The sequence below is a fragment of the Nodosilinea sp. E11 genome (assembly GCF_032813545.1).
Classification (GTDB): Bacteria; Cyanobacteriota; Cyanobacteriia; order Phormidesmidales; family Phormidesmidaceae; genus Nodosilinea.
In genome coordinates, this window is the sequence record NZ_CP136514.1 from 1 (window position 1) to 22,406 (window position 22,406).

The window sequence follows — 22,406 nt, forward strand, 5'->3', positions numbered from 1 at the left end:
ACCCGCACACTATCCTCGAACCCAGCGATCGCACTGGCTCACTCACCACGATCGCACCCTCTCCAGCAGCAGAACCCTACCAATGGCTCTGCACAACGTTGCGGGGGCCATGACTCAAGCGATCGCACCCATCGCAGCCCACTATGACGACGATGGGTGCGATCGCAGCAAGGCACAACAGAGCGATCGCACCAACTCCCCCTGAAGGCTGCCAGGTACGCGCAGTAGACCCTTTGGTAGCCAGTCTGGCATGAGGGATACGGCATCACTCCTATCATGATGAGCGACAAAATTCTTTAGGCCATCAATGACCAGAACCACGGCTGAGCCTAGCGATGTAATTGATCAAATGGTGGCGCTCCGGATTCAGTTAGCTCAACTCGAAACCCAAATTGAAGCTCTAAAACCAGCTTTCTTTGACGCCTGCGCGACTCAAGCAGCATCCCAACTCCAGCGCGAGTCAGCGGTCATCTTTCGTCGGCTCACGCCGGGCCAATGGAACTACCCGAGCGACATTACCGAACAGGAACAACGCTTGAAGCAGCTGAAGCAGCGGTTCCAACAAACCCACGAGCCAGTAGCTGGACGCGAAGTTAGCTGGTCAATTAAGTTGACACCTCAACCCTAGAGCGGGTACGTGGCAGTTCGCTAAAACCGCATCTGCGCGAACGGGAGTTGGCAATGAGCACACTGGCCGCTGACCCAATGGCTCGGCAGTGGAAACGCATGATGACAGCGGGGACATTGAGCTAATAGGGATGCCCTTCCAGGACGGCTGCGCCGCCGCTGATGGATTTCGCAATCGGGTTGGGCACTCAATTGCCAGGTGAGTCTGTGCCAGGGGGCTTCGGCGTAACAGTCAGGACACAACCGCGTGGGCCAATGCAATCGGGTGTCGGAGGGTGACCACATCCCATGGAGGCGGGCGATCGCAACACCGCTCATCTGGGAGAGCTGCTGAAGAGAACCGGGGGTCGGTCGCCGCTGGCGAGAGGGGCTTTCCCAATAGGAGACGACATAGGATCGCTGTCCCAGCATGGCCGATAACTGGGCACTACTGAGGCGATTGGCTCGACGAAATCGCCCCAAAAAGTGACCAAAGCTCTCGTCAGCATGAGGCTCGACCTGGAACAGCCAAGGGGTAACGGAGGCTGGTGCTGCTGCTGGTGCTGGTGAAGACGGGTCTCCGGCCATTACTTGATCGCCAGTGAACATTCTTTGACCACTTGTCGCAGTAAGGGCAACTCAATGCGTGGCTGACCGCGTTGCAAGGCCCGAATGGCGGCTTCACAGAGGATTTGATTCAGGACGCCAATATAGCCTCGGCTGGCCTGGAGCAGCAGGCTCTGGGCTTTCGGGTTGGCCAGGTTGGAGGGTTTGGGTAATTGCAGCACATGCTCTTCCCAGAGGGCGGTCATCTCCTGAAGTTCTTCACTGCTGAGTCGAGAAAAGCGATAGGCCGATAGAAATCGATAGAGGACTTGTTCATCACGTTGAATGACGGCGTTGAGCCGATCGGTGCCCACTAGCACGACGGCAATCTCTAAGAGGTCGGATATGTCTCTAATTTCAGACATCGCTTGAGCGGTTACCCGTTGGGCTTCGTCGAAGATGATCATCTCAACCTGGCAACTCCGGAGCACGTGGTAGACCCGCTCCCGGAGTTCAGGGATGCGCCCTCGCGTGGCTTGATACTGAAGGCTTTCTAGCAGGCCGACCAACAGGTTGCTCACGGAGAGGTTCTCACGACAGTGCCAGTACATCACTGGTATCAGGGGGGCTTCACCGGGTCGCTGGGTCACTTTGGATTTGAGGTGGTAGGTATCACAGCTCACGGTCTTGCCGGTACGCGATTCCCCGATGACTCGGCAGGATTGTCTGGCTAAGCGTTTACCGTCTAGCCAGGTATGAAATTCCAACATCTGGGGCAGTTCCAGGACGCGACGACGGCCCAGGTCTCGAATTCGCTCATTCACGTCGGCGATCGCAGGATTGGGGTCGGCAGCAGGGGAGGGAGACATGGGATAGGAGGCTCCGGAAGGGGGGGTTGATGTTGAGGGCGCTTAAAGGCCGTGCGATTGACGCAGTTGCTCGTAGTCGTAGACGCGTATGGCGGGTAGGGGCTTAGGGGCCGGGGACGATTCAGGCTCGCTTGCTTCGTCGGACGGTAGGTCTTCGTGGTTGGCGGGCAGCGGGGGCGCTGACAGCAGCTCGTCAATGAATTGCACGCGAGATTGAATCTCGCTGAGGATGGACTGATTGGTAATCTCGGTGCGAGCTTCGCGCAAACGACGACTGATGGCTTTGGCTTCGGCTAGCGAGAGGCGTTCTGTTTCGAGGTTTTGGGCGTGGGCACGGGCTAAAAAGACGTCGGTCGTACCCTGGGGTTGGTACACCAGGACGGTGGTGATGTCTCGGGGGTCATAGCGGAGGACGACGTCGGCTCCGGCATGGCCTGATAGGTATTCGCCGCGATAAATCAGGTTGGCAAAGCGCAGGTACCCGCCCTGGTAAATGCGGCGGCGCTGTTGGCGCATCAGCAGTAAGTCCAGTTCTCGTTCGTCTGGGGGTTTCCCTTGGGCCATCTGTCCGGCGCGCCACCGCTCTATCCGACTGTGTTGGCGATCGCGGGCGTCCGGTTGCTGGTTGTAGTTATCCACGATGTAGCGGATGAGCAGGCCCTCTAGTTGCTCTAGGCTCAGGCAGGCGTCTGCGTTGATCGACGCTAGATGGGGCTTGGCGTTGGCGGTGGTATAGCCCGGTAGGGTGGAGAAGAATTCACGGTTGAGGGTGCCGAAGGGCCGTTCGACGATGCCGCCTTCGGCGGGACGGCGACGCAGGCACAGCACGATGCCTAATCGGCTGGCGACTTGATCGATGTGGGCTGAGGTGAAGTCGGAACCGGCGTCGGTGTACAGGTACTTCGGGACGCCGTAGCTCTCCCACAGGGCTTCGGGTTCGTAGCCCCGTTGATACTGTTTCGGCAGGATCGCGTGGCGCAGGGCTAAGCCGGTGACGGCGGCACTGGGGGGTTCCAGGCCCAGGTGTATCCCCATGATGCATCGCGAGTAGGTGTCGATGACGGTGGTCAAGGTCGGTCGACCCAAAACGTCGCCTTGGCTATCGACGACCACAATATCGGCTGGTGTGTGGTCGCATTGCCATACCTGGTTGCTGTATTCAACGGCGATCTCAATCCCTGATTTTGCGGTCAGCGTCAGGGTATCTCCCTGCCAGCCGATGGAGCGTTGCTTCTGCTTTTGCTCGGCTTGCCTAATCTCACCCGACAGGATGCGGTATACCGTGCGACGGCTCGGATAATTGGGGCTACCGATGGCGGCGGCGTGGCTGGCGACTTGTTTGGCGATTTGGGCACGGCTCGTTTTACGGGTGCCTCGGTTCCCGTTGCGGTAGCGCTCAAGGATGAATTCCCGCCAGCTATCGTCCACTCTCACATTGCCTTCGTCGAAGCGTACTTGGCGCTTCAAGCCCTCAATGCCCCGTTCGCGATAGTGACGCACTAACCGCTTCAGATTGCGCACGCTCAAGCTCAGAGTGGCGGCTGCCGCAGCCTCCACCTCTCGGTACGTGGATTGACCGCGATAGCGTTCTAGGCCTTGAATGACCTCCAGGCGGCGGCGTTCGTCTAAGGACAGTGTCTCTAGGTGCGGCAATGTCACCGGTTCACTTTTTTCACCTTTCTCACGTGCCACGATATTTGTCATTCTCTGCACTTTTAATTCTGCTACTCTAAACCCTCTCAAAGCATTGCAGCACAACCGTTTTACCGTTCTTTACCAGCACCTTTTTTGTGCCACGATATTTGTCATCAAATTCGTGCCACAATATTTGTCATCAAATCCCCAAACCCTTATAGGACAAGCACTCCAGGCGCAATCGCAACCTCGAACAGCGGCCCCGATCACGGCGCTGAATCAGCCCCAAAATCGCTGGAAGCCCCAGCAGGCAACTGTTCTAGCCGCCATGACAATTATCGTGGCACAACGATGACAAATATCGTGGCACGCGACAAATTCCAAAAAACTCTAGACTGCACCCTCTATACCCCTATAAACCATTCTTATATCTTTATTTCTTATATTTCTGTACCTTTTGCCGTGATCCCCATTATGCGATCGCAACCCTCTTAAACCCCCAAAGTCCCTATGGATAAAGGCTTTTGGCCCTTTCAACCCCTGCGCCGATCCCCAGTGATCCCCGACTCCTATAAAATATTCCTATCCTTTATGCTATTTCTATACCTGTATTCAATATATAAAACCTCATATTCTATGGCGACATAAGGAATCTGTATCAATCAATTTCTACGAGATTCCAATGCTTTCAGCCCCTAAGACGTGCGATCGCACCCCTGCATCATCGCTTACAACTTCTAGACTGCAACGTAACTCGCTAAACTTTATCCTGACTACTATTCTGTATTTATTGCAGTCTTGTCGTCGTGTGTAGTCAGCCAAACAGGAGCAACACTCCATGACCATCGCCACCCCCAAACCCGATGTAAAGCGGCTCCTCACCCTAGGGTTAGACCCCAGGGACGTGCAATACCTCAGCAACCACCAGCAGCCCCTCCAACCCCCTGCTGAAGCCTTCTACAGCTTCTCTATCAAATAGCTCGAACCGCCAGTCCTCAGCGCAGGGAGGTACCCCCACACCATCCTTGAGCGCAGCGATCGCACGCCACGATCGCACCCTCTCCAGCAGCAGAACCCTACCCATGGCCCTGCACAGCGTTACGGGGGCCACCACTCAAGAGATTGGCGATCGCGCTGGCATGGGTCTACTACACCGATGCTCTGGCTGTTCGTCGTCACAGTGGGCGATCGCAGCCCACTATGACAACGATGAATGCAATCGCCCGCTAGCATCCTTGTCTCTGCCACCCGCAACACCTGGCAGGCCTTGGGCATAACGATCGCGCCATCGACTTCTACCGCACTCTCTGAATCATGCTCCAGAGCACGGGCTGACTGGCTTTCCCCCCCTGCTTATAGGGTGTCCAGGCAGGGCGGGCCGCACGACGCTACGACACCGAATGTGACGCTGAGGCAGCAGCCACTGGCTCTAAGAATCGATCGCGTCATCTACCCCGTCAATGTCGTCGCAACCTATGCGCCTAAGGCTACATCCCAAGTCTCTGCCAACAACCATCCCTCTGCCGAAACTATCTATCGTCGTCGCGATCTTCGGTAACGACAAGGAAGCGCGACGGGATGAGGATGGGCGATCGCCGCTTCAATTTCCTTTTTTTCGTCGTTCTCATGTGCCACGATATTTGGCCGTTGACCACCGTTGCCCCTGGTTTCAGGCAAAGCCTTGAAACCCTTATCTCACAAGGGTTTCGGCCACGTCTAATCGCCTCTATCTCGTGCCACAATAAATATGCAAAGACCTATAGACTGCAATGGATTTAGCTATAAATAACCCTAGCTGCTATTGAATACTGGTTTAAGTCAGGATGTTGATGTTATGGAGTAGAATGCCTCCTCGCCCTAGGGCTAGCTCCCAGGGACATGCAATCCCTCAGCAGCCCCTCCAACCCCCTGCTGTAACCTTTCACCATGTCTCGCCCGCCACCTGCCCCCAGCGCAGAGAGGGTATCCACACGCTCTCCTTGAGCGCGGCGATCGCATTAGATCACCTTTTCCAGTGAAGGACAAAGACTCTCGCTCTAGTGGCGGCAGAGCCAGGGGTTCACGTTTTTCGCCAGTCTCACGTGCCACGATATTTGTCATTCTCTGCAATTTTAATTCGAGTTCTCTAAAGGCTCTCAAATCACCGCAGCACAACCGTTTTGCCGATCTTACTAGCCTCTTTCACGTGCCACATTATTTGTCATCAATTTTGTGCCACGTTATTTGTCATCAAATCCCCAAACCCCTGCGGGACAAGCATTACGGACGCGATCGCAACCTTGAACGTCGGCTCATCATCATGTCGCTGGCTCAGACCCAAGATCGATAGATGTCCCAGCAGGCAACCGTTCTAGCACCCATGACAATTATCGTGGCACAACGATGACATTTATCGTGGCACGCGACAGATTTACTAAGACCCACAAACTGCAATAGATTTAGCTATAAACAATTTGACTGCTATTGCATATTTATTGCAGTTAAGATATTATGTAGTAGTCAGCCAAATGGGGAAACACCCCATGACCACTGCCATCGCCACCCCCCAACCCGAGATCAAACGGCACCTCGCCCTAGGGCTAGACCCCAGAGATGTGCAATACCTCAGCCGCTACCAGCAGCCCCTCCAACCCCCTGCTGAATCCGTCCACGGCTTCTCCCCAACGCTTGCCCTCAGCGCTATGAGGGCACCCCACCCCTCACGTTCAGGCAATCCCCCATGAACCCTACTCAAGCTCTCGTTTCCCCCCTGCTGGCCCCCTACGCGATCGCCCCTTCCATCCTGGCCAACGCCTCCCGACACACCTGGCAAGTACTGCGAAGCGATCGCGCCCTCGACGTCTACCACACTCTCTCAATCCTGCTCCAGATCGCTGGTTGGCTGGCTTTCCTCGCCTGCCTCTATACCCTCCAAGCAGGCAAGGCCGCTCGTCGCTTCTACGAGGCCCAATGGGCCACCGAAGCCTACGCACTGGCTCTACGCATTGACAATGCGATCGACCCCCTCGATGGCGGCGCTGCCCTGCCCCAGGCCGATGTCAATTCCGCTGCTACCCTGCTTGACCTCCCCTCCACTAGCAGCACCACCATCCACCCCGACCAGGTGCAGGCCATCCTCAACAGCACCGGCACCGCTACCAACAAACTCCGCGCTCTCGCCAACCTCGTCAACCTCCAATGGCGGCACTCTAGAGGTCACAAAAAACACATGCGTAACGGCGACATCCGCTCAGCCCTAGCATCCGTCCTCCCCGCTGACCTTCTCGCATAACTCTCCTAGCCGTCTCGCCCTGGGGGTAGGGCAATACACACCCCAAAGGCGATTGCGATCGCATCCCCCTCGACTCGCTACAGCACCTTGCGATCGCAGCCTCCCCAACCGCTACAGAGACAGCAGATACCCCTATCACCGAAACACCATGAACACCACCTTTGAAGCAACGAACAGCCAATACTACGCCCTGGAAAAGGCCAGAGAGAGCTTTGGGCGGCAGTGGAAGGCCAAGCTGAGAGTCTGTTGGGAAACCGGTGTGTACCCCCGTTCCCTGAGCCCGTACAAGCCCGAACTACAACACGTCAGGAATGGCGGCGGGCCTAACTGGTTGACCCAGTTCAGATTCGACGGCTAATCCCCGGAGGGCTCCTGTAAACCCCTCCGGCAGGGTGCGATCGCTGCTCCCCTCTCTGTGGGAATACGCTTCGAGCAGCCGCTACAGCACCAAAACAACGTTGCAAAGGAGGGCTAAGCCGACAAGACGTTGCGATCGCACTCTCCCCAGAGGCCACTACATTCATCTAAGCTTGATATTTATATTTACAAGTGCAACTTTGATTGATATGGGCTACGCTTGCCCTGTACCGTAATGGAGTTGTCCTATGAGCGCGGGTTTGATGCCGACAATGTGGCGGCTGAATGAGTTAATGGCCCGGCATCGGGTTTCGGGAAAGGCGCTGGCTGATGAGCTGGGCATTAGCACCAATGCTGTGTCGGCACTGCGCACGGCTGAAACAATGCCCAAAATCAACGGCCATCGCCTTGACCAGATTGCTGCGGCGCTCACTACGTTGTCTAAATTTGGGGGAACAGTACGAGGCGTTGACCTCCTCGAAGATAGGGAGTCGGGCGCATGAGCAAGTCGCAGAGCGATCGCTCCCAGGAGAACATCCATGCCGCCACTGACCCGGAACAGTGCCGTGAGATGGGCAGGCGCAATGGGTGGGATTAAAAAATGTGAGGCGGAACAAAGACCCTATACTCCAAGGTCGATTGTGTGTTTTAGAGTGAACAAACCAGATTTGAGGACACCCGTTATGGCGACTAACGAAACCTGGATCATCTACAAAGCAGACTCCAGTAGCGCCCCAGGGTGGGAGGATCGCCACCTTTCGCCTAACGGTGGACTGACGGCCATCCTGGCTGAGGAATGGAACTGGTCAGAGCAGATCCCCAAGGTGGGCGATCGCACTCGGGATTATGCCAACCTGACAGACCCCGGCAACGGTGTCACCCATGGCAAGGATGGAGACTGGGTCGTGGCTGAGGTGCAGCAATTCAACAGCCCCGACACCGACATGACAATTATGATTTGTGTGTGCAGCTACCAGCCCATCGAGGCCCAATGGCAGGAACTACGACGCGGTGCCCCCATCACTGCTGAGTCCCTGGCTGGGGTGGCCCGATAGCGCGATCAGGCCGCCTCTCTCTTCCCCATAAAGCCCCCCATGGGCCAGCGGTGCCCTGCCCCGATCGACAGCAATGGCCCTGCCCTATCGGTACGGTGCTACAAGTGTGCCCTGGGGTGAGCGGTGGAAATGGGAGCGGTGGCAAAGAGAAACCTAGTCAGGAGGATTCTGGCAATGGCACTGGTAGAGGACAGGTAGGAGACTTGCGATTGTACCTGCATTCGCCCAAAAGAATTAGTCGAGGAGTTCTGCGATCGCATTCGCACCACCGGTATCCCTGACGAGTGCCCTGTGATGGCTGACTTCAAAGCATTCCCCCCACGCTGGTTAATGACGGTTGCCCACCTGAACCACGTTTCATCAGACTACGATCACACCAACCTGAAAGCGCTCTGCAACCCGTGCCACTGTCGCTATGATCTACAGCAGATGGGCTAAAAGATCATGCTCAAGCAAGAGCGCCACCGCCAGATCAGGATTGAAAGAGTGTAATGGCAACGCTCAAAGGAATACAGCTAGCCCTGCTGCCGGAGATAAAACCCTACTGGCTGGAGAACCCAGGGCCACCCCAACCGGAACGTCTTTGTTCTGGGGGAAATGAGGCGCGGCCACCTAGCCCCGCTCAAATGGCCCTGGAACGGCCGGAAGCTGTCCCGAACGCTTACAGCGTTTTCCACTCTAGTGAGGTACGAATCAAGATCTGAGATTCCTACATAGCAAGTGTTTCGGGTCTTTTGCTGTACCTCAACAGGCTGAGAAATGCTGTATACCCTGGTCAACGTCGCCACAGCCCCAGCGGCAAGGCCAGTGAGAAATTCGGGATATACTAGAAACTTTTCTGGCAAATAAAATCTTAATTTGAGATATTCAGATGAAAAAACTGCCTTTCTTAAACAATTACGGCAACGTCACTGATGTCTCTTTCAGGCGGGGAATCATTAACAATGTGCCTCAATCTACCAATCGAGTAGCACTATTGGTTACCTCTGAGTATGAGGGCATTTTTAGGAATGGCGGCATTGGTACTTATTACTGCACGCTTAGTAAGAACCTGGCTACGGAAGGGTTCTATGTGGTGCTATTACTATGCCAAAGCCAGGGAATAATCGTGAGTAAGTCAACTATCCCTACTGTGGGACAGGTTTTTTTGACTAGCGAGTGCAATCAAGTGCTGGATCTACAACCCACTCACCAGGCTTTGTTGTCTCAGCTTAAGCCATGGGAATGGGTAACTTATGAAAGCTATTGCGCACTATTTTTTACTCAGGCGATCGCCAAAACTTTCCCGCATGCCTATATATACGTTGAGTTCCCAGAGATGCTGGGTTTTGGATACCAAACCATACAAGCAAAACAGGCAGGAATTCTAGGGAAAAATTGTGCGATCGCAGTTACCCTGCATAGCGGCCAGGAGTGGCTTACTGAAGCTCATGAACACTATAATCAAGCTAGTCCTCAATGGTTTTGGCAAACAAGCCATTATGAGCAGTATTCTTTTGAGCACGCTGATTTAGCCTTTTTTCTTTCTCACTATTTAAAGGAAAAAGTAGAAAAATACGGCTGGAAAACTGACCACGCCTTGCATTTGCCCTATTGCTTTCCAGTAATTGAAGCAACGTCAGAACCTGCCACCTCTGGAAGCAATTTTCAACTGCCGATTAAAGATTCTTCTGTCCCACTAGTCTTTTTTGGTCGACTAGAGGAGAGAAAGGGACTATTAACTTTTCTAGAATCACTTCGGCTGCTTGATCGCAGCATCATAGAAAAAATTCATATCATTTTCTTAGGCAAAAATGTTGAACTTCATACGACGGATTTACAAGGATTAGACAGCCAAGACTACATTCAGCAAGTATTAGACAAAGAGTACCAATATAACATTATTATTGATTTGTTTAGTCAAGATGCAATTCAGCTAATTAGCAGCCTAGATAATCCAATTGTCTGTCTAACTAGCCACCAAGAAAATTTCCCTAATGCTGCCTTAGAAATGGGGCAATTGCCAATTAGTCTAGTCGTTGCTGACACAGGTGGATTTCGAGAGACACTGAGTTTGATTGGGCATACTCAGGGAGTACATTGGTTTAGCCCGAAAAATTCAAATTCACTAGCAAAGACTATCACTCAAGTATTAGCAGTGCATCCAGAAAAAATCAGCGCACCCTATAGAGAGTTTCTTCATTTTGTCAATCGGCGCTTGCTGAATCAAAGGCTTGAGTACATGAGGCAAGCTTTCCCTTTAGAACTTTTAGAAGATGGGCACGAAGGCAGCAGTCAAACCAGGCGATGGGTACTAGGTATGACATCTATGGAAGAGCAACTTTTCTTAGAAAATTATGCTCAAAATGAATATTCAGGCCGAGGAGAGATTGTAGAACTCGGCTGCTGGTTTGGTTCATCTACGATTTCTTTGGCAATGGGCCTTGAGAACAATGCTTCTGTCATCAATAAAGACCAACGAATTCATGCTTATGATCTCTTTGTTTGGCAGACAACAGCAAACATGGAGCAAAGCGTTCTGGGTACTTCACTGCAAGGCAAATATAGTGACGGAGATAGTTTCTTAGATGAGTATCTAGAGCGAATTAGTCCCTGGAAGCATTTTGTCGAAGTCTATCCTGGTGATCTGACAGAAATCGGTTGGGGGCAGGGCGAAATTGAGTGCTTATTTATTGATGCGATGAAATCTTGGGAATTAGCAAACAGTATTTTGAAAAACTTCTTTCCTCGTCTGATTCCAGGGTTGTCATTCATCATCCATCAGGATTTCGCTCACTTTTATACTGTTTGGATTCATCTGCTGATGTATCGGTTAAGGGACTATCTAGTTCCAATTGAGCATCCTTTTATTTATTCCTCTAGAGTATTTCAGCTTGTTAAACCGATCTCAAATAGAGTTCTACAAGAAGTTTATTCATTTAGTAGCTTTACAGAGGCGGAAGTTGAAGCAACCTTTGCCTATTCGCTGAATATTACGGCTGAGAAAATGAGACCGAATATTTTAGCGGCTAAAGTGATGTACTTTGTTCATATCAGAAACTTTGAAAGAGCAAAAATAGAGTTTAAGGACGCGATCGCAAATCTTGATCCTTGTGACTGGTTAGAGTTGGCTGATGTTCAAAAAGCGGCAAGTGCATACTTTGGGGTTGATCTCTTAAGCTAAGGTTGTTTGAATGGTCTGCCTTATCACCTTTTTACGATTTTTTTCAATAAAAGCTTGGTTAGTTGGCGAATGGTCGGTTCTGTCAATAATTCAGTTGGAACGGCTGTAGGTTGGCTGGCTGTTGTCGGTTCTGCTGTCATTAATGTTTGCAAGTCTTCGAGTAATTCCCAAACAGCCTGCTCCCTATTGGGCATCGTTGTCGGTTGAGCAAAACCCTGACGCCTTTGGATGGCTTTTGCCAAAGCGGCTTCTACATCGGGATAAGACCGACAAACTTTCGTTTTGGTGGGAGAGTTGGGATGAGACGCTGTATAGCTTCTAGCCTGCCGATAAGATGCAGCTAAGTAGTAGTCCAGGTAAGGGTCGTGGTCCTGCATGGCTGAATGATGTCCATGCTGGTTATGCTGCTGGTTGTTGAGATGGGTATAGATCAGCAGAGCAACCTGTGGAAACTCGGCGCGGATTATCGGCAGAAACGACTCGGCAATGGTTGAGCCAGATACAAAAACAGCATCCGCTCGCCGTGCTTTCAGCAAGTAACGGATACAAGCTAACCAATAGGCTTGATTGAATAGGTTAGGTAGATGAAAAATATCAGCGGTGGCTGGGTAGAAATATTCTTGGCAGGCGTGGTCTGACGTTGAAGTTGTTATAATCACAACTTCGTAGCCACACTCTGTTAACCAACTAACTAGATCACAATTCCATTTAGCCATCTCACTCGTATCTAGTGCGTCACTGAGCAGCATGACCCGTTTGCTCGGCTTAATTGCTGGACGTTGGTTAGCTATCTGAAACCGCTCATTTAGTGTATCCAGGATCAACGGAGGTGGTACTAACGACACAATGGGCTGATTAGAAAGCTTATTGTGATAGCGAGATCGGATAGCTGAGAGGGTGTGTTGAAATTCTGCCGTGGGAGAAGGCGAGAGTGCGGGCGCAGTATGTGGTGTGGCTCGGTAGCCATCTAAATACTCAGGAATTGTCCAACCGAGATGATGAGTAGAACTCTGTGCCATGATCTTGAGGCAGTAATCCCACTCAGCGCAGCACAATAACGATTCATCAAATCCACCCGCTTCGTCAACAGCTACCTTGCGATAAACCGGATGACAGAAGAGCCCTGATTCATTTATAAGAACGTGGAGATAGTTAAGTTCAGTTTGCCACCAGTGTTCTTGGGATTGAAACACAACGGAGTAGCTATTCACAACCGCCACTGGAGGATGACTTTCTAGAAAGAGAACACATTTTTCTAAGTAGGTCGGGTCGAGTACAGCGCCAATATCAACGAAGCAGAGGTACTGACCTTGAGCCTGCGAGATTGCCTGGTTGTAGTGGGCTGCAACATTGCTAGAGCTTTCCTGGGCAAGAAGACGAATCTTCGGTGTTCTCTGCGATAAAGAAGTGAGTAAGCCGTTGTACTCCGGCGTAGTCGAACTGTCTTTAACCAGCAACCATTCAAAGCTTTGTAAGGTCTGATTGGTAATGCTACGGTAGGTAGTTTCCAGGTATTCATAGCCTTGGACGCAAGAGGAAATAACTGTTACAACTGGGAGCGAAGTAGCTTCTGGCTGAAAGAAGCGAACTTTTTGCCCTGCCATGCGGGCGATAAAAGCCTGTACGCCGGGTGTATAGGTATGAGCAGGTGGCAGTAGAGGATCGCTTTGAAACTGGCCAAGATGGCGTTTCAGCTTAAGCCAGCCTCGGCGGAGTCGCCAAAATTTGCTGGCCTGCATTTCATGAATTAGTGATTGCAGTTGTGAGCTTTCAGCTTCTGCTTTTTGAGCCTTCAGCATCCAGCTTTGCCACTGGGATTCTAACCAGGCTTTACCCGCTTGCAATTCTTGATTCCAGGGTTCGAAGCGCTGAAGACGTGCTTGGGCCTGAACAAGCTCTGATTGCAGCTGCTGAGCTGTGATTTGCCACGCCTGATCTTGGGGAGAAGAAGGAGTAGGCAACGATTGCTGAGGGGTAACACGTTGAGTGATCTGCTCAAATCCGGTTAGCAGCAGATTAATTTGACGGCGGTGCCACTGATCAGATGGAATTTGACCGAGGAACTGACGCAGGTAGTACCGCTCTTTGGGCCAATTTGTCGCGGGAATCATCACATCTGCATTGGCCTGGATAGTGTATAGCGGATATGGATAGTAGGCAATAGGCTGATCTGTCGCGATCGCAGCGGCAAATAGTTGCCAGTTCAATCCCAGCAGGCCCTGTTCTTCGTTAAAGGGGAAAGCGTTTAGAAAGGAGCGAGCAAATAATGCTGTGAGATCATAGTGGTGGTTGAACTCTAACAACTTGAGCAAATTGCCGTCAACCAAGGTGATGTGTTCTGGCTGATCGTCATTTGACAGCACCAACTGTGGACAAACAACGGCAACAGCATCAGATTCATTGGCAGCAGTTACTAACCGCTCAAGCATGTCTGCTGTGGCCACCTGATTGGCAGGGAAAAAGAGGATATAATTTTCCGTTGCTTGCTGAATTAGATGGTTATAGGTTATCCCTAAACTCCAACCGTCTTCAACTGTAAGATATTTGTAGTCGGGAAACTGGGTTTGGGCCTGAGCGATCGCTGCCACAGTGGGTTCATCAGCCCCGGCGGGTACTACCACGGTTATATTCAGATGCTCATAGGTCTGTGCGGCTAAGCTAGTCAGACACTCCAGCACTGAATCACCAGACTGCCGACAGATCAGGATGAGGGTCACATCTGGCGTTAATGGCTCTTTTGGCGCAACCGCGAGAAAGGCTTGGCTCATATATTCTAGTCGCTGATTGAGCAAGTGCTGGTTGATTTGGTGATGAGTTTCAGGGAACAGAATGGAAGGCTGATCAGAAACAAATTTTACAGCTTGAGTAAGCACCTGGACTAGGGAATTAGCATTGCCAGGATGAAACCAATGAACTGCGTCTGTACGCTGAGTTAGGTCTAGCGTTTCATGAAAGCCGCCAGTGTCTGATACAACCAAGTGAACCGGCAACTGTCCCATTTCTAAGGCAGCATTTGGAAAGTTCTCTTGCAAACTGGTAAGGCAGACGATAGGGTGGTTTAAGTTTGCGATCGCAGCAACCGCTTCCTGACTGGAGAAATCAGTACATAAGGTATAGGTAAATTCATCGCTCAATTCGCGTTCAATGTAGTGCTGGCTATTGAGGGCCGCTAGGCAGGGCGAATGAAGCGGAACTACCTTGCCCATAAAAATTAGGTGGATTTGGTCAGCAACGGTTGGCTCAAGTAGTTTCACCGCCTCTAGAAAGTCGCATAGCCCTTTGCGCTCTTCCAGTCGTCCAAAAAATACTACTGGAATGTGATCGGGCTTAATTTCAATGGTTTTAGCAGGGCTATCTTCTAGGGGCAGTTGGAAAGTAGGGATAAAATAGGGTAAGTGTTTAACATGATCCGTTTTCCAGCCGTAGCTAGCTACCTTTTCCTTAAGGAACTGGGAGGGAGAGTAGGTAACGTCTGCATTTTCATAGGAGAACTGTTCGCAATGGTAGGCTTGCCAAAACCAGCGGTCATCTATACTTTGATACTGGCTGTTGATCTCTCGTAGCCATTCAAAGCTGCCGTGGGATGTTACACCGGTCAAACAATTATGACTTAAATACCCTGCTTGCTTTGCCTGAATCGTGTGGTAGCCAAAACCCCAAATCTCGGGAAATTCGGCATATATAATTGCCTCAGAAAAAGCTGATTCAAGAGCCTGAATAAAAAATAGGCAGCAGATGCTGTGGTAGCTGAAGCTACGACTGGCATGGTCTCTCTGAGCTGCATTGAGAATGTGTTGATGTAGCGGTTGAAGGATTAACAGTTCGGGGATCTGCCCGACTGAAACAACCTGCACAATGTGGTCAAATTGACATTTTTCTTGATGCTCAAGATTTGCTTGACAAAGCAATAGAATAACCGTCCAGCTATCAGCAGACAGTTTTTGACTGAGATTGGTATAATAAGTGCCAATTCCTCCGTTATGAGTTAGCCCCTCAAATTCGTTACTGACTAAAACAGCAATCTTTTGAGTTGAAATGTTTATTTTTTCTGCAAATCTGGGCTGAAGAACAGCCTTAAATTCAGCCATTTTTAGCTAGAGACTAGGGGCAGTATAATCGATATATCGACGCTCTTGACAAAGCATAATTTTGAGGATTAACTAATCTTCAGTACTTTTTTTCAAAGCCAAAAATATCTAGAATTTCAAGTAGAGAATAGCAAGATTTTTGCTGGTGAATCGATTGATTGATAACGGGAATTTATACTAACTGTTTTCATGAAAAATATTAACTATTAAATTTGTCAACGGGTTTCGCTTCTTTGCGCTTGATTTAATCATCTACTATACAATAACTTTCAGTTCGTTGTTGATTCTTTAAGGTCAAGTTAATTTGGATGACGCAATTTTCGGTGTCTGTGATCATCTGCACTGTAGGCAGGAGTACGTCTCTCCGACAGGTCATGGACTCAGTATCGAGCTGGCGTTCTACCTTGCAGGAGCTAATTGTTGTTATAGGCCCTACTCAAGATGATACGAACACAGTTTTATCAGAATACAAACATTTAATTACTCAAACTATTGTTGCGGAATGTAAAAATGTGAGCGTGGCGCGAAACTTGGGCTTGAGAGCCGCCTCGCAGGAAATTGTTTTATATCTGGATGATGATGTTATTCCATCGGCGGACTGGGTGGAGCACCATGGGAGGGCGCACCAAGAGCAGGGACGGCGTTGCGGGTGCGTGGCAGGAGCTGTGGCTGATCAGACTCGACCGAAGGCACCGCTTCAGTTTTCGAGGGGAGTTCACACTCGCATGAGTAGGTCTCGGCCTGTACTGTCGCTAGAGTCGGAGCAGCGCTATCTATCGAGTGCTGGTTGGTTTTCGGGGGTGATGGGGGCCAATGCGTCGTACAAACGGGAGGCGCTTTTACAGATTGGTGGCTTTGATGAGTTTTTTGAATATTTTCTAGAGGAAACTGATGTGTGCTTACGCCTGCTCGAAGCGGGCTATACCATACATCACATTGACTGTACGGTTGACCATTATGTTCAGCCAAGTCACAATCGCCAAGATGGTAGACATTTGACCTGCTGGTATGCGCTGGCCAAGAACACGACCTATTTTGCCCTCAAGCATGGGGCTAGCCACTGCCAGGATTCGCTCTGGTTTCGGATGCGTTTGGCTGGATTGCTGACCTATCGTTGCTTTTTGAGAATCTTGCGGCTGAAATTGACCCATCGCTTGCCCAATCAGGTGTTGCAGCAATATCTGGGAGAGGCGATCGCCGGTATTCGGCAGGGGTGGCGCTCTGGGCTCCAGTTTCACTCGGCTCAGCCTCAACCTATATTAAGCCCCCGGAGAGATGCTTAATCTAAACAAGTGGGGATAGTAAGATGAGGCCGTAATCGCTGACTGTTTGTATCACCCGCTTCTATTCTCTATAGCCTAGCTAAGAGTAAACACCGCAAACATCACGATACCATGGCATCAGTGACCTAGTAGTTAAAGATGAAAAGATTGGTCGCCGCCTGCCTGCGGTCTTCACTTTCACCGGGCAATCGCGTTTTACTGGTGTATTTTCCAAGGCTTAGAGGCGATCGCGGCGCTGTTAGGTTGCTTGTATATGGACATTGTAGCGATTCCAGCTCCAGAGCTACAACTGTCGCGGCTAAAGCGAACGCTGTCAAGGTTGGACGCGATCAAAGCGGATGCGAGGGCTTCATTAGCGCTGACCACAACCCATTTGTTCACCTAAATGTTATGAAAGTAATTGCAATACCTAAAGAGGTTGACCCTGTTTTTTACCATTTAGATCAAAATTCACCTGAAAAAGGGTTTGAAATTCTTCAAATAGAACCTAATTTTTTCATTCCTCAAAGTTCCATATTTCAGGGTTGCAATAGAAAACCTGCCAACTTGACAAGCCTAGGCTTTAGAAAAAATAAAAGTAAACTATTAACAGAAAATGAATTTATCAAAAAAAAAATGAGTCATAAGGGTTGGATATTTCAGGTTGAAGCTATGGGAGATTTAAATGATTCTGAGACTGAAGCTAAAAAATATTTACTTAACAAGAATAGTCAAGTAAATTCCGAGCCTACGCTGTTAGACAAATTTAATTCCATGAGAAAAAATAAAGTGATTGAGATTTATGATGAGGATTATGCCCAGGAATACAACCAAAAGTTTCTTTTGAATGAGGCGTCTAAAAAGAATACTGATTTTGAAGAAGAAACAATTAGTAAACTCTTAGGCCAAATTGGGGAAGGCGCAACATGGTTAGATGTTGCCTGTGGTACAGGTTATTTTCTGAGTCGTTTTCCTAATATAAAACGAGCTGGTCTAGATGTTTCGCCTGCCATGCTCAGGGTTGCAAAACAGGAAAATCCTAATGCTTCACTTGTGCAAGGAGACTATCGAGATGAACGCCCTCAGTGGGAGGGGAAATGGGATTTAGTAACTTGCATGTGGTGGGCGTATGGGTATGTAGAGTCACTGTTACAATTAGAAACAGTCGTTGAAAACCTTGTGAGCTGGACATCTGATCAAGGAGTTTGCTTTCTTCCAATATGCGTTCCAGAAGAAATTGGGGCTGGCAATGTCAAACTTCCCTATAGCCAAAGTGTCGCTGTATATGGTGGGGAAATTTGCTTTGAAGCAGTCATTTGGAGTTGGCTCGATGGCTCTAATAAACTTCATAGAAATATGATTGCACCACAGCCAGAATATTTAATAGCCTTATTTGAAAAATACTTTGATCAAGTAGAAACTATTGAGTCGCCTCTTTTTCAGGCAGGCAAAACAATAGCGATCATTGCCCGTTCAAAAAAACAGAGAGAGGGTCTTAAGACAACTGTAAAAACTGAAATCTCAACAGCAGGTAGATTCCTGGCATCATTTTTCAAAGCAATTCGATCGCACGATTGGTGGCTCTACAAAATTCCACCACTACTGGCGATCGCCTATGCCGAAATTCTGTTGCTAGATTTTCCTGTTCTCCAATCAATTCTGACTGTAGCTGCGTTGTTATTTACGATCGCCTGTGTCGCAGCCTACGGGCACATTATCAATGACAGCTTTGACATTGGAGCCGATCAGCAGGTTGGCAAACATAACTCAATGGCTCGATTCTCACCCTGGCAACGCGCCCTATTCTGCCTTGCCTTCACCGGACTCGGATTCAGCCTACCCGTCCTGCTCCACTTTGGCATTCTGCCGATCATCCTGCTAGGCATCAACTATCTGCTGCCCACCCTCTACTCGACCCCACCTTTCCGCTTTAAAGAAAAAGGTATCTTAGGTATCATCAGCGATGCCGCTGGCGCACACGCTATTCCAACCCTCTTCATAGCCACTACCTTTACCCACCTCGTCACGGCACCCTCTCTGCAAGCAACCGCACTTACGATCTCTGCCACCACCTGGGCATTCTTCGCCGGACTGCGCGGTATTCTCTTACATCAGCTTTGGGATCGTAGTGATGATCTAAAATCCAGTGTCATAACCTTCGTCACAAAATCCCGGGTTGAAACCGTCCGATTTTGGATGAGCCGCCTTCTCTTTCCTGTTGAGATGTTGCTTATGGGTGCACTGATTCTGGTAATAGCTCCAGCCGCACCCCTTATCCTCGTATTTACCGTTTTTTACTTTCTGCTCAAGCTCATCTTGACCAAACTCGATCCCACAGCCACCCTTGATCCCGCCCCCGTTCAAAAAGCCTACGTCATTCCCCATGACTTCTATGAAGTTAGCCTACCCCTCACTCTGGCGACTATTCTTGGTCTCAAAAATCCCTACTTTACTATTCTTTTACTCCTGCATACCTTCCTGTTTTATCCCGGCTTTGAAAGGCGTATCACCAACCTGATCCAGTTCATTCGTAAGCCACCTGCACAATCACCGTTGAATCTGCCTCGGCCTGGTTCGGCACCGATTAACGACTCTCCCCAGTCAACTCAGAATAGATCCATAACACATGTCCAGGCTTTGACAGAGAACGTTTCTGTGCCTGCATCCGATAGCAGTCTGTGTACCAACTCCGAAACTTCGTCCATACCTGTCCAAAGTCAGTCAGAACAGATCCCATCCAAGACCCAACTAATTCCATCGCAATTAGAGCAATTCCAGGACTATCTGCAACAGTCTCACGATCAACTCCGACAATTACAAAGCAACAGCGCGCGCGATCGCCACCATACTCAGACCGAACTGGCAAATCTCCAGTCCGCGCTAACCCAGATCCAGTCCGAACTGGCAAACCTGAGGGCAGAGCTAGCTCAAGCCGAAGCGGTACGGCAAGCTGCCCAGACCGAAACAACCCAGCTCACGGCCTTCCTTCACACCCCGGGATCATCGGTGGTCATAGACTATTACCGCCATGCGATCGCCACCGATCCCGACAATCTCCAACTCTATGACCAGGCCCTCGCCCTGTATCCCCATGACGCACAACTGCATCTTCAGTTAGCCGCCTACCTGGTCCAGCAGGGTAAGCTCGACGAAGCCATCAGCTGCTGCCAAACTGCAATTCAGCACTGCCCTAACCACTTCGACCTCCACTTGGAACTGGCTAAGACCCTGGAAACTGCGAAACGGTGGGAGGAAGCGATCGCCACCTATCGTTGCGCGATTGAACTCAATCCTCACGATGCTTATGTCCATCAACTCCTGGGTAATGCTCTCGCTGCCCACGGTCAACTTAATGAAGCCAGCGTCGCCTATCGCCGCTCCTTGCAGTTTCAATCGTAAGCTGCTTTTACAACTTGCAGTTTGCCCTCTCCTGGTAAATCACAGAGACCGTAGTGAGTAGGCCCCGTATTCTGAGGCTTGACGTGAAAAGCACCAACCTGGTCATAGATCCGGCAAATCTTGATTTGGTTGTTAATTTCAGCCCAGGGCAACTTACCCAAGCAGGCGTACAAAGCTGGGGATAAGCTGCATAATGCAAAGCCCAGCACATACTGACCTGGCGCAATGTTGAGATCAATGTGGTGATAAAACCGAATCGTATCTCCCTGAGCAACAGAATCCGGTGCGATCGCATTCTGCTGGTGGGTGCTTTTACTATGTACCAGCACGTTGAATTGATTGGTAATCATCACCGCTACGATTGGTACCTCTTCCATAGGTTCTGTCAGCTTAAACTCGCAGCACAAATAAGCCTGTTCCCCTGCCTGAAAGACCGCTGTAAACTTTCCGTCCTGGTTACACATGGCATAACGAGTCAGACAAGCCGCATAACTCTCCGCCGCCTCGGCCTCATCAGCATCATCGGCCTTAGCATCTTCAAACACGACGCAATTTTCGTCAGTTGGCCAAAAAAAGTCTTGAACCTCAGGGGGTGGAGACGGTGCAGGCTTGGGTTCTGATTTCGGTTGTGGAACGGCTGACTGTTGCTGCCGCAGCTGGTAAAACTGCAAAATTCCCTGGCGCGGCTCTCCCTGAAAAACCTTTTCTCCCCCATGGAGGAGCACCACCTCATTGCAATACTGCTGTACAGCTGCTAGTTGGTGCGTGACTAGAATAATGGTCGTTTGCTTCTCAATCAGCGTTTCCATTCGGGCGTAGCACTTTTGCTGAAAGAAAATATCCCCCACCGCCAGCACCTCATCCAAAATCAGCACATCACAGTCTAAAAATGCAAACAGGGAAAAGGCCAGCCGAGACTTCATACCGGAGGAGTACAGCTTCATCGGGCGATCAAAAAACTCCCCCAGTTCCGAAAATGCCTCAATTTCGGCCAGGCGACTCTGCACATAACCCGGCGGAAACCCCAGAAGTTCTGCACTGTAGAGGGCATTAGCGCGACCGCTCAGCTCAAAGTTAAAATCGCGCCCCAGCTCAAGTAGCGAGAGCACCCGACCATTGAGCTGGTATGTACCCTCTGTTGGCTTCAATATTCCTGTGATAATTTTCAGCAAGGTGCTTTTACCAGCCCCATTCTCGCCAATAATACCGAGAAATTCGCCCCGTTTTACCTCGAAGGATATATTTCTGAATGCCCAAAAGGGGGTGTGATAAGTGCGATCGCGCCAGCTCACCCACTCCCGCGCCCGATCCCAGGGATTGCGGTAGATTTTGAAGCACTTTCCCAGATTTTCAACTCGTAGGACGGTTTCGCTCATAGGGTATCCCGCACCTCATCTTGGAGGTTCCTATTCACAACAACCCCTAGCCAAAGGAAGACTAGAATCCAGGCAATCATAATGCCCCAAACTGGAAGGCGAGGCAACCGATTTTCTAGAATTACATAGCGGATGGATTCAATAAAGCTATAGGGCGGATTCAGGTAAAGAAACGGTCGAATATTGGGGGGAATCACCTCATCGGGATAAAAAATCGGCATCGTCCAGCTCCAGAGGGGAATCAGAAACTGAAGCATTTGCCGAATGTCGGGGAAAAGCGTCTGTAAATTAGCCAGGGTTAGCTCCATGCCAAAGCCGAGACCTTGCAGCATGACGGCCAAGAGCGGCAGCAAGAAAATCCCCAGGCCCAGCGTTCCGCCAAATAGAGCGCTCAGCGGCAGCAGAAATACCAGGTATATCACCAACAGAAACAGAGACGTAACGGCAGCTTTGGCGACAAAAATTTCTGGCGGCAGCGCTAAGCGCTTGAGGAAGTGAGCATTTTGAGTAAAGGCATTGCCGCCCTGGGTGATTGCATCTATGAACGTCCGCCAGGGCAGTAACCCACTGGTCAAATATAGAGCGTAAGAGCCTTCGCCCGTGCCTCGGGTAATCAGCAGCGAAAAAACAATGGTGTAAACAATTATTTCGCATAGGGGATGCACAAGGTTCCATAATATGCCCATGCCGGTGCCTGCATAGCGGAAGCGCAGATCGTTCCAGGCGTTGTAGGCAATATAGCGACGGTACCGATAAAGATTTTGAAACAACAAGGTAGG

General features: G+C 50.3%; 18 protein-coding genes. 11 read left to right on the forward strand and 7 right to left on the reverse strand.

The features are described from left to right. Positions 1-205 (forward strand): hypothetical protein (locus RRF56_RS00005; RefSeq protein ID WP_317033365.1); only part of this gene is annotated, 205 nt, incomplete at its 5' end. Positions 206-307: 102 nt separating this feature from the next. Continuing rightward, positions 308-628 carry a hypothetical protein gene (locus RRF56_RS00010; RefSeq protein ID WP_317033366.1) on the forward strand — a complete coding sequence of 107 codons (321 nt, stop codon included), beginning with the start codon at positions 308-310 and terminating at the stop codon, positions 626-628. 20 nt (positions 629-648) lie between these two features. On the opposite strand, the gene RRF56_RS00015 is transcribed toward RRF56_RS00010, so the two are convergent. From RRF56_RS00015 to RRF56_RS00025, 3 genes are read right to left on the reverse strand one after another with little or no spacing between them, the layout of a single operon-like run. Beyond that, positions 649-1,194 carry a TniQ family protein gene (locus RRF56_RS00015; protein ID WP_317033367.1) on the reverse strand — a complete coding sequence of 182 codons (546 nt, stop codon included), beginning with the start codon at positions 1,192-1,194 and terminating at the stop codon, positions 649-651. Further along, positions 1,194-2,021 carry a TniB family NTP-binding protein gene (locus RRF56_RS00020; protein ID WP_317033368.1) on the reverse strand — a complete coding sequence of 276 codons (828 nt, stop codon included), beginning with the start codon at positions 2,019-2,021 and terminating at the stop codon, positions 1,194-1,196. Before RRF56_RS00020 ends, RRF56_RS00015 begins: the two co-directional genes overlap by 1 nt. A 42-nt stretch (positions 2,022-2,063) precedes the next feature. Then, the gene (locus RRF56_RS00025; RefSeq protein WP_317033369.1) at positions 2,064-3,680 is read right to left on the reverse strand and encodes a Mu transposase C-terminal domain-containing protein; all 1,617 of its coding nucleotides are present in this window, start codon (positions 3,678-3,680) and stop codon (positions 2,064-2,066) included. A gap of 814 nt (positions 3,681-4,494) precedes the next feature. Here RRF56_RS00025 and RRF56_RS00030 point away from each other — a divergent pair. After that, a complete protein-coding gene (locus RRF56_RS00030; RefSeq protein ID WP_317033370.1) occupies positions 4,495-4,635 on the forward strand; it encodes a hypothetical protein in 141 nt (46 codons plus the stop codon). A gap of 119 nt (positions 4,636-4,754) precedes the next feature. Here RRF56_RS00030 and RRF56_RS00035 read toward each other — a convergent pair whose 3' ends face one another. Then, complete coding sequence (locus tag RRF56_RS00035) at positions 4,755-4,931, reverse strand: hypothetical protein (protein WP_317033371.1); 177 nt, start codon at positions 4,929-4,931, stop codon at positions 4,755-4,757. A gap of 1,247 nt (positions 4,932-6,178) precedes the next feature. On the opposite strand from RRF56_RS00035, the gene RRF56_RS00040 reads away from it, so the two are divergent. The 6 genes from RRF56_RS00040 (at position 6,179) to RRF56_RS00065 (ending at position 11,502) form a co-directional block, all read left to right on the forward strand. Next, positions 6,179-6,379 (forward strand): hypothetical protein, encoded by a 201-nt coding sequence (locus tag RRF56_RS00040; protein ID WP_317033372.1) that lies wholly within the window; start codon positions 6,179-6,181, stop codon positions 6,377-6,379. Further along, positions 6,376-6,927: a hypothetical protein gene (locus tag RRF56_RS00045; protein WP_317033373.1), complete on the forward strand. Its 552-nt coding sequence runs from the start codon at positions 6,376-6,378 to the stop codon at positions 6,925-6,927. Before RRF56_RS00040 ends, RRF56_RS00045 begins: the two co-directional genes overlap by 4 nt. A 148-nt stretch (positions 6,928-7,075) precedes the next feature. Further along, positions 7,076-7,285, forward strand: a complete 210-nt coding sequence (locus tag RRF56_RS00050; protein ID WP_317033374.1) for a hypothetical protein — start codon at positions 7,076-7,078, stop codon at positions 7,283-7,285. A gap of 247 nt (positions 7,286-7,532) precedes the next feature. Beyond that, positions 7,533-7,787: a helix-turn-helix domain-containing protein gene (locus RRF56_RS00055; RefSeq protein WP_317033375.1), complete on the forward strand. Its 255-nt coding sequence runs from the start codon at positions 7,533-7,535 to the stop codon at positions 7,785-7,787. Positions 7,788-7,967: 180 nt separating this feature from the next. Then, the gene (locus RRF56_RS00060; protein ID WP_317033376.1) at positions 7,968-8,339 is read left to right on the forward strand and encodes a hypothetical protein; all 372 of its coding nucleotides are present in this window, start codon (positions 7,968-7,970) and stop codon (positions 8,337-8,339) included. A gap of 871 nt (positions 8,340-9,210) precedes the next feature. Continuing rightward, positions 9,211-11,502, forward strand: coding sequence for a glycosyltransferase (locus tag RRF56_RS00065; protein WP_317033377.1), 2,292 nt, complete (start codon positions 9,211-9,213; stop codon positions 11,500-11,502). Between the two features lie 23 nt (positions 11,503-11,525). Here the strand turns inward: RRF56_RS00065 and RRF56_RS00070 are convergent, their stop codons facing one another. Then, positions 11,526-15,590 carry a glycosyltransferase gene (locus RRF56_RS00070; protein ID WP_317033378.1) on the reverse strand — a complete coding sequence of 1,355 codons (4,065 nt, stop codon included), beginning with the start codon at positions 15,588-15,590 and terminating at the stop codon, positions 11,526-11,528. A gap of 308 nt (positions 15,591-15,898) precedes the next feature. On the opposite strand from RRF56_RS00070, the gene RRF56_RS00075 reads away from it, so the two are divergent. Both RRF56_RS00075 and RRF56_RS00080 read left to right on the forward strand, forming a co-directional pair. Continuing rightward, a complete protein-coding gene (locus tag RRF56_RS00075) occupies positions 15,899-16,873 on the forward strand; it encodes a glycosyltransferase family 2 protein (protein ID WP_317033379.1) in 975 nt (324 codons plus the stop codon). 390 nt (positions 16,874-17,263) lie between these two features. Next, positions 17,264-20,251 carry a tetratricopeptide repeat protein gene (locus tag RRF56_RS00080; RefSeq protein WP_317033380.1) on the forward strand — a complete coding sequence of 996 codons (2,988 nt, stop codon included), beginning with the start codon at positions 17,264-17,266 and terminating at the stop codon, positions 20,249-20,251. Here RRF56_RS00080 and RRF56_RS00085 read toward each other — a convergent pair. Then, complete coding sequence (locus tag RRF56_RS00085) at positions 20,242-21,627, reverse strand: ABC transporter ATP-binding protein (protein ID WP_317033381.1); 1,386 nt, start codon at positions 21,625-21,627, stop codon at positions 20,242-20,244. The genes RRF56_RS00080 and RRF56_RS00085 overlap by 10 nt on opposite strands. Then, a complete protein-coding gene (locus tag RRF56_RS00090) occupies positions 21,624-22,397 on the reverse strand; it encodes an ABC transporter permease (RefSeq protein ID WP_317033382.1) in 774 nt (257 codons plus the stop codon). The genes RRF56_RS00085 and RRF56_RS00090 overlap by 4 nt, the downstream gene beginning before the upstream one ends. Positions 22,398-22,406: the final 9 nt, after the last annotated feature.